General features: G+C 66.4%; 13 protein-coding genes, 1 tRNA gene and 2 pseudogenes. 10 read left to right on the forward strand and 6 right to left on the reverse strand.

The features are described 5' to 3' along the window. The 4 genes and pseudogenes from B3T59_RS13280 to B3T59_RS13295 all read right to left on the reverse strand — a co-directional run. Positions 1-525: pseudogene (locus tag B3T59_RS13280) on the reverse strand (HNH endonuclease); the annotation flags it as partial. Positions 526-694: 169 nt separating this feature from the next. Further along, positions 695-1,456, reverse strand: a complete 762-nt coding sequence (locus tag B3T59_RS13285) for a crotonase/enoyl-CoA hydratase family protein (RefSeq protein WP_287003760.1) — start codon at positions 1,454-1,456, stop codon at positions 695-697. After that, positions 1,453-2,571, reverse strand: a complete 1,119-nt coding sequence (locus tag B3T59_RS13290; RefSeq protein ID WP_287003785.1) for an MBL fold metallo-hydrolase — start codon at positions 2,569-2,571, stop codon at positions 1,453-1,455. Before B3T59_RS13290 ends, B3T59_RS13285 begins: the two co-directional genes overlap by 4 nt. A gap of 95 nt (positions 2,572-2,666) precedes the next feature. Then, the gene (locus tag B3T59_RS13295; RefSeq protein ID WP_287003761.1) at positions 2,667-3,617 is read right to left on the reverse strand and encodes an alpha/beta fold hydrolase; all 951 of its coding nucleotides are present in this window, start codon (positions 3,615-3,617) and stop codon (positions 2,667-2,669) included. A gap of 105 nt (positions 3,618-3,722) precedes the next feature. On the opposite strand from B3T59_RS13295, the gene B3T59_RS13300 reads away from it, so the two are divergent. From B3T59_RS13300 to nrfD, 8 genes and pseudogenes are all read left to right on the forward strand, one after another. Next, a complete protein-coding gene (locus tag B3T59_RS13300; protein ID WP_287003762.1) occupies positions 3,723-5,297 on the forward strand; it encodes an MFS transporter in 1,575 nt (524 codons plus the stop codon). Between the two features lie 167 nt (positions 5,298-5,464). After that, entirely contained in the window at positions 5,465-6,274 is an 810-nt protein-coding gene (locus B3T59_RS13305) for an alpha/beta fold hydrolase (RefSeq protein ID WP_287003786.1), read from the forward strand. A 170-nt stretch (positions 6,275-6,444) separates the two neighbouring features. Further along, positions 6,445-6,558 (forward strand): annotated as a pseudogene (locus tag B3T59_RS13310) (DUF2510 domain-containing protein); the annotation flags it as partial. 63 nt (positions 6,559-6,621) lie between these two features. Continuing rightward, complete coding sequence (locus B3T59_RS13315) at positions 6,622-7,233, forward strand: hypothetical protein (RefSeq protein WP_287003787.1); 612 nt, start codon at positions 6,622-6,624, stop codon at positions 7,231-7,233. A 132-nt stretch (positions 7,234-7,365) separates the two neighbouring features. Further along, positions 7,366-7,686: a putative quinol monooxygenase gene (locus B3T59_RS13320; protein ID WP_287003763.1), complete on the forward strand. Its 321-nt coding sequence runs from the start codon at positions 7,366-7,368 to the stop codon at positions 7,684-7,686. A 15-nt stretch (positions 7,687-7,701) separates the two neighbouring features. Then, entirely contained in the window at positions 7,702-11,040 is a 3,339-nt protein-coding gene (gene fdh, locus B3T59_RS13325) for a formate dehydrogenase (RefSeq protein WP_287003765.1), read from the forward strand. A 10-nt stretch (positions 11,041-11,050) separates the two neighbouring features. Next, positions 11,051-12,082, forward strand: a complete 1,032-nt coding sequence (locus B3T59_RS13330) for a 4Fe-4S dicluster domain-containing protein (RefSeq protein ID WP_287003766.1) — start codon at positions 11,051-11,053, stop codon at positions 12,080-12,082. Beyond that, positions 12,079-13,182, forward strand: coding sequence for an NrfD/PsrC family molybdoenzyme membrane anchor subunit (nrfD, locus tag B3T59_RS13335; protein ID WP_287003768.1), 1,104 nt, complete (start codon positions 12,079-12,081; stop codon positions 13,180-13,182). The genes B3T59_RS13330 and nrfD overlap by 4 nt, the downstream gene beginning before the upstream one ends. On the opposite strand, the gene B3T59_RS13340 is transcribed toward nrfD, so the two are convergent. Then, positions 13,166-14,320: a GGDEF domain-containing protein gene (locus B3T59_RS13340; protein WP_251721917.1), complete on the reverse strand. Its 1,155-nt coding sequence runs from the start codon at positions 14,318-14,320 to the stop codon at positions 13,166-13,168. The genes nrfD and B3T59_RS13340 overlap by 17 nt on opposite strands. Positions 14,321-14,378: 58 nt before the next feature. Continuing rightward, on the reverse strand, positions 14,379-15,392 hold the full coding sequence (gene selD, locus B3T59_RS13345; protein WP_064861516.1) for a selenide, water dikinase SelD: 1,014 nt from the start codon (positions 15,390-15,392) through the stop codon (positions 14,379-14,381). Positions 15,393-15,444: 52 nt separating this feature from the next. On the opposite strand from selD, the gene B3T59_RS13350 reads away from it, so the two are divergent. Continuing rightward, a tRNA-Sec gene (locus B3T59_RS13350) sits at positions 15,445-15,540 on the forward strand. 24 nt (positions 15,541-15,564) lie between these two features. Then, complete coding sequence (gene selA, locus B3T59_RS13355) at positions 15,565-16,893, forward strand: L-seryl-tRNA(Sec) selenium transferase (protein WP_287003769.1); 1,329 nt, start codon at positions 15,565-15,567, stop codon at positions 16,891-16,893. The last annotated feature ends 1 nt before the right edge of the window (position 16,894 follow it).

Raw genomic sequence — 16,894 nt, forward strand, 5'->3', positions numbered from 1 at the left:
GTTGATGGTGCGGTCTTCTGCTGCGGGGATGCCGCCACGCTGGTCGACAACCTCGTTCGCGCGCCCCCGCGCGGTGAGTGTGATCTCTCTGGGTGTGGCACCGGAGGAGGCCTGTGCGATCAGTGCGCGCTCATGGTTGAGGCGTTGATCATCGGAAGTGGCTTCGGCTGCACGCTTCTCGATATGGGCCAGTCCGGAGACGATCGCGGAGACGTGTCCGCTGGGGAATGCTCCGTCTTCGCTGTAGCCGGGTAGTCGCTGCAGTCTCGGTAGGGCTGCGCCGATCTGCAACCACCGGGATGCTGCTGCGGGTGCGGCGCCCATGGCGATGAGTAGTGCCCGGGTTTTGCCGCCCGGGCCGGCGACGCCGAGGCGGTCCATCGCGGCGGCGTGCACGGCGAGGAGGTGGTCGACGACGTTGCGCATCATCATGAGTGTGGTTGTCGCGGCGTGTAGTTCGTGTGCGTTGGCGTCGTCGATACGGATATCGCGTAACTCGGCGAGGAGGGCGGGGAGTGGGGGCATATGTCCATTATGTGGAGAACATGTGTTCGAGTCAAGGGGTTTGCGGAAGGAAGTTGATCGAATTCGACTGTGCACCAATGGATTCAGAAAGAGCGGAAGGGTGGTAGCCCGATTGTAGCGGCGACCTCTGACAGAAACGGGGCGTCGAAGTGGACGGGTAACTGACGAGTCAGTGGCCGGTCCACTTCGGTGCCCGCTTCTCGGCGAAGGCCAGGGCACCTTCCTGCGCGTCGTCGGAGACGAAGACGGGATCGAGGATGCCGCGCTGCGCGGCGAACAGCTCGGGGTCGGTGTAGCGGATGGCCATGCTGACGACCTGCTTGGTGGCACGCACCGCCAGCGGCCCGTTGGCGGCGATCCGTGCTGCGAGCTCACGCGCACCGTCGAGCGCTCCACCCGACGGTGTCAGGATGTTCACCAGACCGAACTCGTGGGCGCGGACGGCGGAGATCGGGTCGCCGGTGAGTGCGATCTCCATGGCGAGTTGGTAGGGAAGGATCTTGGGGAGTCGCAGCAGGCCGCCCGCTGCGGCTGCGAGTCCGCGCTTGACCTCCGGCAAACCGAATTTCGCGTCGTCGGTTGCGACGATCAGGTCGGCCGACAGTGCCAGTTCGCACCCGCCCGCCAGTGCCCAGCCCTCGACCGCCGCGATGAGTGGTTTGCTCGGGGGAGCGGAGGCGATGCCGCCGAAGCCGCGACCCTCGACGCTGGGCAGCTCACCACGCGTGAACGCCTTGAGATCCATACCGGCACAGAAGGTTCCACCCGCTCCGGTGAGGATGCCGATGGTGATGTCATCGCGTCGTTCGAACTCGTCCATCGCCGCGGCGAGCTGTTGTGCGACCTCCTGGTTGACGGCGTTGCGCGCCTCCGGGCGGTCGATGGTGAAAACGGCTACGCCGTCGGCGAATTCGGTGCGTACCGGGGTCATCGCAGAGTTCCTCTCGGGGTTGCGGGTTCGATCGTCGCGGATTCGATGTCGTGGTCGGCGGGGCGGGTGTCGGTGACCGTCCAGCGCACCGGCTCATGACCTGTCGACGAGATGATGCCGCGCGCTTCGAGTACCAGCAGGTGTGCGTTGGTCTCCCGCAATGCCATGCGGGACAGGGGAATCGACAGATCGGAGAACGGGCGAGACCACGTGACAGCGCGGGTGACGTCCCACGCTGTCGCGCCCGGTTGGTTCCAGATCGCCTCGGTGATCTCGGTGAGCCGCTCCTCGTGGTGCGAGAGGAGATCGGTCACCCGGTCGGCGAGCCCACGGAACCGGTACTCGTGACTGGGCATGGCCTCGAGGTCGCCGATGTGCTCGGTTCGTGCGAGCGACGTCAGGTAGTCGGCCAGCGGGCTCGGTGTCTGGAAGGGATTGGTCGAGACGTTCGGGCTGATCCGGGGGAGCAGATGATCGCCGGTGAAGATGACGCCCGCGTCGTCGTCTGCGAAACACAGGTGACCCGCCGTGTGGCCGGGTGTCCACACCGCACGCAGATTCCACCCGGGAACGTTCAGCGGAACGTCGTCGTCGAGTTCGACGTCCATCGTGCGACCGTCCGGGAGCCGGACGAATTCGAGGAGCCCGGTGTCGGCGACGTCGGTTGGTGCGCCGAGGATGCGTAGGTCCTGCTGGGCCTCCTCGAACTCGCGCGCCTGCTCGGCCTCGGAGTGGAACCGCAGATGGCGGGCGTCGGCAGTGTGCATCGCGAGCTGGGGGTCGGTGTGTTCGAGCAGGCGTGGGACGAGTCCGAAGTGGTCGGGGTGCAGGTGGGTGACGAAGACGTGCGAGACGTCGGCGAGGTCGTGTCCGGTGGCGTGGATTCCGTCGACGAGCATCTTCCAGCCGGTGTCGGTGTTCCAGCCGGTGTCGATGAGCGCGAGCCGCCCGTCCGCCGTCGCCAATGCGTAGACCAGGATGTAGCGCAGCGGGTTCTCGGGGATGAGGACCGGAATCGACCAGAGGCCCGGCCGGACTTCTTCGACGGGCGGCATCTCTTTACGCACCCAGGCCTCGCGCTGGCGATGGCCGGTGACCACGATCGACGTACTCATCATCTGATCCGACCACGGCGAGACCGAGCGCCACAAACACCCGTCGACTCACAGCCCGTGAGGAAACCCCTATGTAGCTGTGGGCTTTTCTGGTCCTACTCGCTCACGGAACTCGGCGGCGCAACCTTCGCCTGGTCCCAGACGGCGAGCAGTTCGTCCATCACGTCCGTCGACATCCCGAACAGGCTCAGATGGCTTTCGCCGTGCAGGCTGAACAGCTTGGCGTCGGGCAGAAGCGAGACCACGTGCTCGCCGTGCGCGTAGGGGACGATGTGGTCGCGGTCTCCGTGCCACCAGCGCACCGGGGTGGTGATGTCGGTGACCGAGAAGCCCCACTCACGGGAGAACACCCGGACGTCGTTGAACGGCGCCTCCATGCGATGCGACCCGCCGCTGAGGAGGTCGTCGAGGAACATGGCGCGGAACTCCGGGCGGCTGAGCAACTCGCGGTCGGCGGCGGGGGAGAGCCTGCCGTAGAGCAGGATCGCGGGCTCGGCGATCGGTCGGACGAAGCGCAGCGCGGTGCTGATCGCCTGGCCGACGGGTGCCCCGAGGACCGGCAGGAAGGGCGCGGCGCGGCGTGCCAACGCGACTGCGCCGCCGCCAATCGCCTCCGGCCCCACTGTCGGCGCCACACCACCGACGATCCCGGCGACGTGGACGCGCGGCCCGAACTCGTGTGCGACGGCCAGCGCGTAGGGGCCGCCGCCGGAGACGCCGATGACACCGAAATCGTCGATACCGAACGCGTCGAGGACGTCGGCGAGGTCGGCGCAGAAGTCCCGGACGGAGTCGTAGGGGTAGGCCGTCGACGATCCGACACCGGGTCGGTCGATGCCGATGAGCCGGACTCCGCGGGCTGCGGCGTACTCGCGTGCTTCGATCGGGATCTGCCGGCGAGCACCGGGAGTGCCGTGCAGCCAGAGGATCGGGCGTCCCGATGCGGAACCGAACTCCGCGAATCCGATGCGGCGCTTCTTGTGGTCGAGCATAGATGTTCCGACTGCAACGGAGCCCTCGATCTTGGGGCGATCGACGTCGATCATGTGACCAGGATCTCATGATCGGCTCTACCGTCGACGCCAAGGGTCCTCGGCACCGGTTCGCATCTAGCGGGTGCCGTCGCCGACGAATGCAGGCATGGTTGAGCCATGGCCTCTGCCTGGCAACCACTGAAGAGTTCGGTCTTCCGCAATCTGTTCATCGCGCAGCTCGTGTCCAACATCGGGTTGTGGATGCAGTCGGTCGGCGCACAGTGGTATCTCGTCGACCAGCACGCCGGTCCAGCCGTCATCTCGCTGGTGCAGACCGCCAGTCTCGCCCCCACGTTGCTGCTCTCGCTGGTGGCGGGCGTCCTGGCCGACAGCCTCGACCGCAAGTGGCGCCTCGTGGTGATGTCGGTGTACTCGACTGCCGTCGGAGTGCTGATGGCCGTGCTGGCGTTCACCGGGCACCTCAATCCCGCTACCCTGCTGATCCTGACGTTTCTGCTCGGCGCGGGTGCTGCGCTCTCGTCACCTGCGTTCCAGGCGATCCAGCCCGAACTCGTCCCGCGCGACGAGATACCCGACGCCGCGTCGCTGGGCAGCGTGTCGGTCAACGCCGCCCGCGCGATCGGTCCCGCGCTGGCAGGCGTGATCTTCTCGTTCGGCGGAGCGGGTACCGTCTTTCTGCTCAACGCCATCTCGTATCTGGCCGTCGTGGTCGCCCTGCTGATGTGGAAACGCTCGGGAAAGAGCTCCGACGTCGTTCCCGAGCGGCTGTCGGACTCGCTGTGGGTGGGGCTGCGCTACGTGGCGGCGGCACCCATCGTGCGTCGAATCCTGCTGCGATCTGCCTTGTTCGCGGTCCCGGCGTCGGCGCTGTGGGCTTTGCTGCCTTTGGTCGTCGCGCACTCCTTTCATCTCGGATCGTCGGGGTACGGTCTCGTGCTCGGCGTGCTCGGCATCGGCGCGATGATCGGGGTGGCGTTGATGCCGTGGATGCGACAGCACCTTTCGTCGGCGGTGATCCTCGCCCTCTCGGCCCTGGTGTTTGCCGTGGCGACTATCGGCGCGGCATTCCTGCCGCTGTGGCCGTGCCTTGTGCTCTTCCTGTTCGCCGGAATCGCGTGGATCGCGACGTTGACCACCCTGAACGCTGGTGCGCAGTTGACGCTCCCGCAGTGGGTCCGTGCACGCGGGATGGCGGCCTATCTCCTGGTGTTCATGGGATCGCAGGGGATCGGCGCCTTGATCTGGGGCGCGCTCGGCTCTGCGATCGGTACGCGATGGGCACTGGTGATCGCAGGAGTCTGCCTGCTGTTGACTGCGGCGAGCGTGCGGCTTCTTCCGCCGTCCCCGGTCACCGGCAAGCTCAGTCGCGACCTATCGATGGCATGGCCGGTACCGACCTTGATCTTCGAACCCGACCCCGACGACGGGCCGGTCGAGGTCAGTGCGATCTACAACGTCCCGGCCAACCGCCATCCCGACTTCCTCGCCGCCATGCCCGCGGTGGCGAGATCGCGCCGACGCACCGGAGCGCGCAATTGGCACCTTTACCGGAGCGCCGACGAACCCGACCATTACGTGGAGCAGTTCATCGTGCCCTCATGGTCGGAGTATCAGCGTCAGCATCGTGAACGGTGGACCGAGTACGACCACGACAACGTCGCGCGAGTGCTCGCCATGACCAAAACCGGCATACCAGACGAACGACACCTGTTCAGTACGGATGTTCGCTGAGCGCGCACGGACGGAAAACGCCAGCGTGACGGCGTACCGTTGTTCGGGTGAGTGCAGACGTTTCCCCGGCAACGCAGAGCTCGACGCCGTCGTCGATTCAACGGATCATCCGCGGTGTTCGCCATGTGGCCACGCCCTATCCCGTTCGTGATCTGCCCGTCGGGCGAATGGTCGAATTGCCCGGCCGTGGAACCACATTCGTCACTGATTCCGGGCCGAAGGATGCTCCCGCGGTGTTCCTGCTGCACTCGGTACTCACGACGGGCCTGCTTTGTTGGTATCCGTCGATCCCGCAGCTGAACGGTCGGTACCGGGTCATCACACTCGACCAGCGGTGGCACGGGCGCGGTATCCAGGCCGAGGGTTTCGATCTGCGCGACTGCGCCGACGACGTCGTCGCGCTCGCCGACGTTCTCGGTATCGACCGATTCACCGCTGCCGGATTCTCGATGGGCGGAGGCATCGCACAGCTCGCGTGGCGTCGTCATCCGAGCCGGGTGTCGGGACTCGTCTTGTGCTCGACGGGGCCGTTCTTCAGTGAACGAGACCCGCATCGGCGCGACCGCGACGCACGCATCGGACGAATCCTGCGCCCGATCTATGAGTCGCTCCCGCGCCCATCGTCGGAGAGCCTCGATCAGCGGCCCAAGCACACCAGTGTGTGGGCGTTCAAGCAGTTCTTGTCGACGCCGCTGTCGCATGCAGGCGATTTCGGTGAGGGCCTCGGCAACTTCGACTCCCGCTCATGGCTCGGCGAGATCGACGTCCCCACGTCGGTTGTCGTCTCGACCCGTGACCACACCGTCGAGCCGGAGCGGCAGCAACTGCTCGTCGACGGCATTTCCGGCGCACGCCGATTCGACGTCGACGGCGGCCACGCCTGCTGCGTGATAGGCGTCGAGAACTTCCTGCCGCCCTTCGTCGCGGCGGTCGACGCCGTCGCGCTCGAATCCCCGGTTCTCGTGAGTGGGAACTGACGCCATCCTACGTTCCGTCTGAGGCCGAATCCTTAACGGGGAGTGCAGATTTGAACTCTTGCGCAGGTCTGTGCCAGATTTCTTGCCAGGAGCGTCACCGGTCCTGACCAGCAGTTACAGTGATCGCAATTCTCGCGCGCGTGCAATCCGCGAGTCTGAAGGAGATCACGATGACCACGCCTACCCCGCCGCCCGACTGGTATCCCGACCCGGAGAGTCCGCGTAGCGGTCGCTACCGATGGTGGGACGGCCACAAATGGACAACGGATACGCACACTCCCTCAGAGCCGCCGGGGGCTGCTGAAGCGCCGGGGATTGATCCGACTTCCAGCGTCGCGCCCCCACCGGTGGCGACCAAGGCGAAAGAATCTCGGAAGATCTGGTACCTGATAGCGGCGTTGTGTGCAGTTGCGCTGGTAGTCGTGGTCGCCGTCGCCGTATCGGTAGCCGGAGGATCTGACAAACGGTCGAACAAGACCAACCGTGCATCCTCTGGCTCTGCTCAGTCGACAACAGTCGACCCCGCCGAGGAGTCCAGGAAGGCAGCAGCGGCCCAGTCGGCTCAGCGTGAACTGGAGCAGCAACGGGCCGCAGACCTCGACAAGTCGAGCTACCAAGCTACTGATTCGCGTGGTTGGCAACTCGTCGCCAAGAACCCGACTTCCCACGTGGGCGAAAAGTACGTGATCTATGGCCACGTCACTCAGGCTGACGCAGCGATGGGGTCTTCGACGATCCGCGCAAATACGGACGGCGCGCAGGTCGACTACTACGAGATGAATATCAACACGGTCGCCGAAGCCGGCCTGGCAAGCTTTGCCGACATCGTCGAGGACGACCTCGTCACCATGTGGATAGAAGTCGAAGGCTCGGAGACGTATAACACCACACTGGGTGGGAGCGTGACTGCTCCAAAGGTTGAAGTGAACATCATCGAGACCACTGGAAGCTCGAAATAGGTGCGAGCGCACTGAACCTTCGCTCTCTGAGATCTGAGTTTCGTTGAAATCCGGGACATGAGCCATTGCCGCCCGTAGCGTTGGGTGCGCCCGAAAATCCAACTGGGCGCGGAAGCCCAAGTAGGAGTGCATATGTCGCCCGTGATCGTCGTCGCAACGCTGTCGCCCAAACCCGGACAGGAGGCTGCGGCGCGCGAGGCGGTGATCGCGGCGGTCCCCAAGGTGCAGACCGAGCCGGGGTGCCAGCTCTACGCGTTACACGAGGCCACCGGAGATGGTACCGACTTGGTGATGATCGAGAAGTGGGAGTCGTTCGACGCCCTGGCCACACACGGAAAGGGAGCAGCCCTCGCCGAACTCGGTGCAGCGCTGAACGACCTGCTCGCCGCACCGCTCGACATCAGGACGTTCGACGCGGTGCCCACTGGTGATCTCGACAAGGGCGCAATCTGACGTAAGGTCTTGAACGTGCCCTCCTTCAGCCCATTGGAGTGGCCGGTCTTCCGGCAGTTGCGCACCGGCGACAGATACGGCCGCGGTCCGGCCGTGCAGTCGCCGCGTACTCGCGCCACCGAGTCGAGGACCGCCACCGCCGATCGCGTGGTGCAGAGCGTCTGCCCGTTCTGCGCTGTCGGCTGTGGGCAGAAGGTCTACGTGAAGGACGAGCGCGTCATCCAGATCGAAGGCGACCCGGATTCGCCGATCTCTCGTGGCCGTCTCTGCCCGAAGGGCGCGTCGAGCGAGCAACTGGTCAACAATCCCATGCGGCAGCGCACCATTCGCTACCGCGCGCCGTACGCGACCGAGTGGACGGATCTCGATCTCGACACCGCCATCGACATGATCGCCGACCGCTTCGTCGAGTCGCGTCGTCGAACCTGGCAGGACACCGACGAGCAGGGGCGGGTACTCCGACGCACCATGGGCATCGCCTCGCTCGGCGGTGCGACCCTGGACAACGAAGAGAACTATCTGATCAAGAAGCTCTTCACCGCCGCGGGCGCGATCCAGATCGAGAACCAGGCGCGCATATGACACTCCGCAACCGTTCCCAGTTTGGGAGCCTCATTTGGACGCGGCGGCGCAACGCAATCACTGCAGGACATGGCGAACTCCGACTGCATCGTGCTCATCGGCGGCAATATGGCCGAGGCGCACCCCGTCGGGTTCCAGTGGGTGGTTGAAGCGCGCTCGCGCGGTGCACGGGTCATCCACGTCGATCCGCGGTTCACCAGGACGTCGGCCAACGCCGACAAGCACATCTCGATCCGTGTCGGCTCCGACGTCGTGCTGCTTGGTGGGCTGATCAACTACATGCTCACCCACGAGCGGTACTTCCGTGAGTACGTCGTCGCGTACACCAACGCCGCGACGATCGTGAACGACGACTACCGCGACACCGAGGACCTCGGTGGGCTGTTCTCCGGCTTCGACCCCGAGACCGGGCAATATGATCCGTCGACGTGGGCGTATGCCGACGCCGAGGACGGTCGCATCGAATCGCCCGGCGGCGAGGAGCACGGTGACTCGGCGGCAGCGCGTGCGGCAGGCGACCAGCACGGTTCGGGAGGTCCGCCCCTCGAGCACGCGAACGTGCTCCGCGACGACTCGCTGACCGACGAGCGCACGGTGTTCCAGATCCTCAAACGCCACTTCTCCCGGTACACGCCGGAGATGGTCCGCGACATGTGCGGCATCTCGGTCGACGAGTTCACCTACCTCGCCGAGTCGATTGCCGACAACTCCGGCCGTGACCGCACAACATGTTTCGGCTACGCGACCGGTTGGACGCAGCACACCCTCGGCGCCCAATTCATCCGTACCGCGGCGATCCTGCAGTTGTTGCTCGGCAACGTCGGTCGCCCCGGCAGCGGCATCATGGCGTTGCGCGGACACGCGAGCATCCAGGGTTCCACCGACATCCCGACCCTGTTCAACCTGCTTCCCGGCTACCTGCCGATGCCGTCGGTGGGCAAGCACGACACTCTCGACGACTACCTCGCAGCGGTCGGTTCGCCGAGTCAGAAGGGTTATTGGGCTTACGCCGACACCTACATGGTGAGTCTGCTCAAGGCGTGGTTCGGCGACACCGCGACTGCCGACAACGACTGGTGCTACGACTATCTGCCCCGATTGAACGGTCCCGCGGGCACCTACCAGACGACGGTGGCGATGCTCGACGACGAGGTCGAGGGCTACTTCGTCCTTGGTCAGAACCCGGCGGTCGGTTCGGCCAACGGCAAGCAGCAGCGCCTCGCGATGAGTCACCTGAAGTGGCTCGTGGTGCGCGATCTGAACATGATCGAGAGCGCGACCTGGTGGAAGGAGGGCCCCGAGATCACCTCCGGCGAACTGCGTACCGAGGATATCGGTACCGAGGTCTTCTTCATGCCCGCCGCCACCCACGTCGAGAAGGCGGGATCGTTCACCCAGACCCAGCGCATGGTGCAGTGGCGACATCAGGCGGTCGCACCGCCCGGTCAGGCGCAGAGCGAACTCGACTTCTTCTACGAACTCGGACAACGCATCCGCACGCGGCTGGCCGACTCCGACGACCCGCGCGACCGGCCACTCCTCGACATGACGTGGGACTACCCGCTCGACGAGCATGGCAACCCCGAGCCGGAGTCGGTGCTCTCGGAGATCAACGGCTACTTCACATCTGGCGATCACGCGGGCGAGAACCTCACCAGTTACACGCAGATGAAGGCCGATGGTTCGACGGCGGGTGGCTGCTGGATCTACACCGGCGTCTACGCGCACGCGACCAACATGGCGGCGCGACGCGTTCCACACGGCGGCGACTCGGTGAGCCAGCACGAGTGGGGCTGGGTGTGGCCGGCGGATCGTCGAATTCTCTACAACCGTGCCTCCGCCGATCCCGAGGGCAATCCGTGGAGCGAGCGCAAGCGCTACATCTGGTGGGATGCGCAGGCGCGCAAGTGGGTTGGCGACGACGTGCCCGACTTCCCGGTCGACAAGGCGCCCGATGCCCGCCCCGATCCCGATCGCGGAGGAGCCGAGGGACTCGCGGGCGACGACCCGTTCATCATGCAATCCGACGGCAAGGGTTGGCTTTTCGCGCCCAAGGGGCTTGTCGACGGTCCGCTGCCCGCGCACTACGAGCCGCAGGAGTCGCCGGTCGCCAACGCGCTGTACCCGCAGCAGCAGGCACCGGCACGAATCATCTTCGCGCGCAACGACAATCTCGACGCCCCGAGCGCGGGCGACGCAGGCGTCGACGTCTATCCGTATGTGTTCACCACCTATCGCCTCACCGAGCACCACACCGCGGGCGGGATGAGTCGCTGGTCGCCGTATCTCGCCGAGCTGCAACCGGAAATGTTCTGCGAGGTCTCCCCGGCACTCGCCGCCGAACGGGGACTGGTCAACGAGGGCTGGGCGACGATCATCTCGCCGCGCGCGGCAATCGAGGCGCGCGTCTTGGTCACCGACCGGGTGAAGACGTTGCGTATCAACGGACGTGACGTCCATCAGGTCGGTCTGCCCTATCACTGGGGCGTCGGCAGCGACGCCGTGGTCAGTGGCGACGCCGCGAACGATCTGATCGGTGTCACGCTCGACCCCAACGTCCAGATCCAGGAGTCCAAGGTCGGGTCGTGCGAGGTGATCGCGGGGCGTCGACCCCAGGGTCAGGCGCTCCTCGACCTGGTGCGCTCCTACCAGCAGCGCGCGGGCGTGACACCCGAGACCGACAACGTGCGCATCACCGATCCCGAGCACGAAAAGATCTATCCGCCAATCGATTCCGATGATCCGGACGGAGAGGGGTTCACCCGATGGTGAGGAGTGCGAGATGAGTCATCAGCTGTCCGGTCCCACCGATCCCAGTGCCGACGCGCACTGGGGCGACGCCGAGCGTCCGCGCAAGGGCTTCTTCACCGACACGTCGATCTGTATCGGCTGCAAGGCATGCGAGGTCGCGTGCAAGGAATGGAACCAGAACCCGCGCGACGGTGACCTGGAACTGACGGGCATGTCGTACGACAACACCGTCGCGCTGGGTGCGAGTACGTGGCGGCACGTCGCGTTCATCGAGCAGGACCGCGATCGCATCGACAAGGCGCGCGAATCAGGCCGCGCCCTGGTCGGTTTGGGGATGCCGACGATGCCGGGTGATCTCGACAAGCTCGATCAGCGGGACAAGCTCGATCAGCGGGCAGAGCTCGACGGGCCGAAGGTGCCCGACACTCCCGAGTTCCGGTGGCTGATGTCGTCGGACGTCTGCAAGCACTGCACGCACGCCGGTTGTCTCGATGTGTGCCCGACCGGCGCGTTGTTCCGCACCGAGTTCGGGACGGTCGTCGTGCAGCACGACGTGTGCAACGGGTGCGGAACCTGTGTCGCCGGTTGCCCTTTCGGCGTCGTCGAACGTCGGTCCGACGGCACCGTCGAGCCGACCACGCGCGAGGGCCAACGCAAGGGCGAGCAGCCGCCCGTGCCCGGACGTGGTGTGGCACAGAAGTGCACGCTCTGTTACGACCGACTCGTCGACGACGAGACACCCGCGTGCGCGAAGACCTGTCCGACGACGTCGATCAAGTTCGGCGACCACGACGACATGGTCGACACCGCGCGCGAACGGGTCGAACAGCTGCACGCCCAGGGGATGACCGAGGCCCGGCTCTACGGGGCGAACCCCAACGACGGAGTCGGCGGCACCGGTTCGGTGTTCCTTCTCCTCGACGAGCCCGAGGTCTACGGCCTTCCGCCGGACCCGCGCGTGTGCACGGCCGATCTCCCCACCATGTATCGACGAGCGGGCGCTGCCGCCCTCGGAATGGTTGCCGCGGCGGCGGTCTCGTTCCTGACCGGTAGAAAGCGATGACCTCCGACTACGATTCGCTGCGCCCACCCGAACCCGGTCGCCGAAAGCGGAAGGGCGGCAAGGGGCGTCGACGAGGCTTGTTCGGCCAGGGCGACGGCGCGCGTGAGATGTCGATGGTGCCCGACGTCGAGTTCGAGAAGGTCGACGTCGAGGGCTACTACGGGCACAACGTCGTCAAGCCTGCGCCCTGGGACGACAAGGTCGCGGCGTACCTGTTCCTCGGTGGCGTCGCGGGCGGGTCGGGAGTGCTCGCGGCGGGTGCGCAGTTGACAGGGCGAGAAGTGTTGCGCCGCAACGCCCGTCTCAGTGGTCTCGCCGCGGCCGGGCTCGGTGGGGTTGCGCTCATCGCCGACCTCGGCCGACCCGATCGGTTCTACAACATGCTGCGCACCTTCAAGGTGACGTCGCCGATGAGCGTCGGGTCATGGATACTGTCCGGCTTCTCCGGCGGTATCGGGGTCGCGGCTGCGGCAGAGGTGGATCGGCTTCTCCGGGAAAGACTTCCGCTCGGCCCGTTGCGTTCGGTGCTCCACGTCGTGGAGGCGCCGGCGGGACTCGTCGGCGGCGCGATGGGGCCGCTGCTTGCCGTGTACACCGCGGCGCTGCTGGGCGATACGGCCACACCGACGTGGAACGCGATGCACCGCGACCTGCCCTTCGTCTTCGTCAGCTCGGCAAGTCTCGCGGCGAGCGGACTGGCGCTGGTCACCACACCGCTCGACGAGGTGGGCCCGGCACGAACGCTGGCCGTTCTCGGCGTGGTGGGCGATGTGGCGGCCACCCGCGTCATGGAAGCGCGCATGGATCCGATTGCCGCGGAACCGCTCCACCACGGTAAGCCCGGTGCGCTGATGCGCTGGGCGGAACGACTGGCGGTCGTCGGGGGAGTGGGCGCACTGGTCAGTGGTCGTTCGCGGGTCGCGTCCGCGGCGTCGGGTCTGGCGTTACTGGCAGCGTCGGCCTGTACCCGGTTCGGCGTGTTTCACGCCGGTATCGAGTCGGCGAAGGATCCGCGCTACACGATCGAACCGCAGAAGCGACGCCTCGCCGCTCGTCGAGCCGCCGGTGTCACCGACGACTCGATCACGACTGCGGACTGATCGCGTTTTCGTCGCGTTCGCGTCGGGCGTGTCGGGCCAGTGGCCGGCGGTCGTTCGAAGCAGCCACCACCACCCGATTCCCGCCCTGTCGTTTCGCGAGGTACATCGCGACATCGGCGTCTTCGAGATGTCGGTCGACGTTTGCTTTGGCGTCCGGTGCGGTGACGCTGATGCCCACGCTGACTGTCACCGACGGTGAGGTGTCGGCCGCGACGCCGATGCGGATGCGCTCGGCCAGCGAACGGGCGGTGCGCAGGTCGTCGTCGAGGATCACGGCGAACTCCTCGCCGCCGGTGCGCGCGGCGACAAGGTTGCGGATGCCTGCCAGCCGGTTGCACGCCTCCATGATCCGCCCGGCTACGCGCACGAGCACGAGGTCGCCGACCTGGTGGCCGTGGGTGTCGTTGATCGCCTTGAATCCGTCGATGTCGATGATGATCACCGAGAGCGCGCGGGCCGAGTGATCGAGCCCGCCGACATATCGCGACAGGCCTCGCCGGTTGGCCAGCCGGGTCAGCGGGTCGGTCCCTGCGTCCATGGCGTTGGTGCCGAGGATCCAGAAGAAGTAGTGCATGGCGGGCAGGAGCACTGCCACCAGGGCAAGGGGGGCGATACCTTTCGACAGGGCCACCAGCAGCATCGGACGCCCTCCGTCCGCCGCCACAATAGTGACCAGAATCACGATTGCCGCAGAAGCGAAGATCGCGTGCAGTAAGTGGGCCCTCGGTGTGCAGAAGAACAGGGCAAACGCGCTCATGATCGCGAACAGCGTGACGCCTGCGATGCCGAGCATGTGATCGTGATGCCCGAAACAGGCGGTTGCGATCACGGCGTCGGCGAACACCAGCACCAGAAGGCTCTCGGCTCCTGTCGGCAGTGGGAGCAGCCACCACCGCAGCACGAGAATCGCGGCAACGAACGTTGTGACCAGCAGAATCTTCTCGACGTACGGCGAGAATCCGGAGCTCGACGACGCGGCAGCGGCCGCCGCGGCGAATCCCAACAGCGCCGCACCCAGCGATAGAACGAGCCGCTTGAGTGGCGCATTTCCGAGTTGATCGAAGAGAGCGACGCGCCACTGCAGTGGCGTTGAATCACGCAGCCACTCCGAGACCGCGTTAGCGCTGCGACGCTGCACCTGACTCCCCCCTCGGACTCGGTGTGTCTAGCGACAATAGAGCGATCGGCGATCGATGTCAGCGAATGTCGATCCCTGCACCTGCAACGATTTCGCCGATGACCGGGTATCCGGGCACTTCGCCGACCAGCAACAGCCCGCCGGATGTCTGGGCGTCGGCCAGCATCAGAAGCTCGTTCTCGTCGACACCGCTTCCGATGTCGAGGTGGTCGCGAACCCAGTCGAGGTTGCGCCGAGTGCCGCCCGAGACATATCCGTCGTCGAGAGCGTCGCGGGCTCCCTCGACCAGCGGGACGGCAGAAGCGTCGATGACCGCGCGCACCCCCGAGGCCCTTGTCAGTTTGTGGAGGTGGCCGAGCAGTCCGAACCCGGTCACGTCAGTACCTGCGCGGACACCGGCGGCAAGGGCGGCGTCGGCGGCGTCGCGGTTGAGTGTCGTCATGACGTCGATCGCGGCGTCGAATACTTCACCGGTCTGCTTGTGCCGGTTGTTGAGCATCCCGACGCCGATCGGTTTGGTCAGCGTGATCGGCAGTCCGACAGTCGCGGCGTCGTTGCGGATGAGCGAGTCGGGCGACGCGACACCGGTGACGGCCATGCCGTACTTCGGCTCGGGGTCGTCGATGCTGTGGCCGCCGATCACCGGGCAGTCGGCCTGCGCTGCGACGGCGAGCCCGCCGCGCAGCACCTCGGTCATCAGTTCCATCGGCAGCAGATCACGCGGCCAGCCGACGAGGTTGATCGCGACGACGGGCGACCCGCCCATGGCGTAGATGTCGGAGAGAGCGTTCGCGGCCGCGATGCGTCCCCAGTCGTACGCGTCGTCGACGACCGGAGTGAAGAAGTCGGCGGTAGAGAGGACGGCGAGGTCATCGCGAATGCGCACAGCCGCGGCGTCGTCGCCGTCGTCGAGGCCGACCAGGATGTTCTTGCCGCTCTGGCCGGTCAGACCGGCTACGGCGGCTTCGAGCTCACCCGGCGGGATCTTGCACGCACAGCCGCCGCCGTGCGCGTAGCCGGTCAACCTGATCGTCGGGCTCTGCGAATCCGGATTCGTCTCGACGGTGCTCATGTGACTCAGGCTAATCGGCGGGATCGGGAGAATTTGGAGGTATGGTCGCCGAGGAGGCGTCTGGGTTCCTGGTGGGCCCCCCGGTCTTCAAAACCGAGGAGGTCGAGTATCTCGGTCTGGCGGGTTCGATTCCCGTCCGCCTCCGCCACAGACTGTTCTCGAAGGAGGCGCGGTGACCCGATCGGATCCCCGGCGGCGGATCCCGCGCACCGACCACCTGCTGGCCGATCCCGAGATCGCCACGGCTGCACGACGAGTCGGCGAACAGACCGTCCGCGACGTCGTCCGTGATGTTCAGGAGTCGGCAAGGCGCGGCGATGTCGATCCCGACGACGTGCGGGGGATCATTCGGGAAACACTTGCTCGACGCCTCGTCGGCACCGGACGGTCGGTGCTCAACGCGACCGGAGTCGTGGTGCACACCAACCTCGGTCGAGCCCCGTTGTCGACGGCTGCGCGCGATGCAGTCGTCGATGCGTGTGGATACGTCGACGTCGAACTCGACCTGGAGTCGGGCACGCGCTCGCGGCGTGGCGTCGCGACCCGCGAGGCGTTGCTGCGGGCATGTCCCGCCGCGGGCGACGCCCTGATGGTGAACAACGGTGCTGCCGCGATGGTGCTGGCCACCACCGCGCTCGCGGCCGGTCGCGAGGTGGTCATCAGTCGCGGCGAGATGATCGAGATCGGCGCGGGTTTCCGGCTCACCGACCTCATCGAGTCGACCGGTGCGCGGCTGCGCGAGGTCGGGACCACCAACCGCACCCACCTCCGCGACTACGCTGCGGCACTTGCCGAGGGCGACGTCGGCTGTGTACTCAAGGTGCACCCGAGTAACTACCGGGTCAGCGGCTTCACCGCGGAGGCGACCATCGCGGAGCTGGCGGAATTGACTGCCGCCCAGGGTGTTCCGCTCATCGCCGACCTCGGGAGCGGGCTTCTCGTTCCCGACGCCGCGCTCCCCGACGAACCGGACGCGTCGTCGGCGCTGGCCGCGGGCGCCGATCTGGTGATCGCCAGCGGCGACAAACTACTCGGTGGACCGCAGGCCGGAATCCTGCTCGGCGACGCCGATCTGGTCGGCCGATTGTCGAAACATCCACTCGCGCGGGCGGTTCGGGCCGATAAGCTCGCCCTCGCGGCGATGGAGGCCACGCTCGTCGGACCTCAGCCTCCGGTGACCGAGTATCTACACGCCGACAACGAGCGGTTACGTCGGCGGGCCGAGGTCGTCGCCGCGAAGGTCGGTGCGGACGTGGTGCCCCACGACGGCAGGGTCGGCGGGGGAGGAGCGCCCGGAGTTCCGTTGCCCGGCTGGGCGATTGCACTGCCTGAGCAGGCGGCCAAGGCGTTGCGCACCGGCACTCCCGCGGTGCTCGCGCGCGTGCACGACGGCGTATGTCTCGTCGACCTGCGATGTATCCCTGCGAAGGGCGACGAGGTTCTCGCCGAGGCGGTCGCGCGTGCGCTTGGCGCGGTCCGCGTGCCGGGGGCGACTGGCTGAG

The organism is Gordonia sp. UBA7860, from assembly GCF_002500165.1.
Lineage (GTDB): Bacteria > Actinomycetota > Actinomycetes > Mycobacteriales > Mycobacteriaceae > Gordonia > Gordonia sputi.

Bases quoted from the DNA above. Each gene is read 5' to 3' on its own strand.
- B3T59_RS13285 (WP_287003760.1), bottom strand. From the start codon at position 1,456: ATGACCCCGGTACGCACCGAATTCGCCGACGGCGTAGCCGTTTTCACC.
- B3T59_RS13320 (WP_287003763.1), top strand. From the start codon at position 7,366: ATGTCGCCCGTGATCGTCGTCGCAACGCTGTCGCCCAAACCCGGACAG.
- B3T59_RS13295 (WP_287003761.1), bottom strand. From the start codon at position 3,617: ATGATCGACGTCGATCGCCCCAAGATCGAGGGCTCCGTTGCAGTCGGA.
- nrfD (WP_287003768.1), top strand. From the start codon at position 12,079: ATGACCTCCGACTACGATTCGCTGCGCCCACCCGAACCCGGTCGCCGA.
- B3T59_RS13290 (WP_287003785.1), bottom strand. From the start codon at position 2,571: ATGAGTACGTCGATCGTGGTCACCGGCCATCGCCAGCGCGAGGCCTGG.
- B3T59_RS13330 (WP_287003766.1), top strand. From the start codon at position 11,051: ATGAGTCATCAGCTGTCCGGTCCCACCGATCCCAGTGCCGACGCGCAC.
- selD (WP_064861516.1), bottom strand. From the start codon at position 15,392: ATGAGCACCGTCGAGACGAATCCGGATTCGCAGAGCCCGACGATCAGG.
- B3T59_RS13305 (WP_287003786.1), top strand. From the start codon at position 5,465: ATGGTCGAATTGCCCGGCCGTGGAACCACATTCGTCACTGATTCCGGG.
- B3T59_RS13300 (WP_287003762.1), top strand. From the start codon at position 3,723: ATGGCCTCTGCCTGGCAACCACTGAAGAGTTCGGTCTTCCGCAATCTG.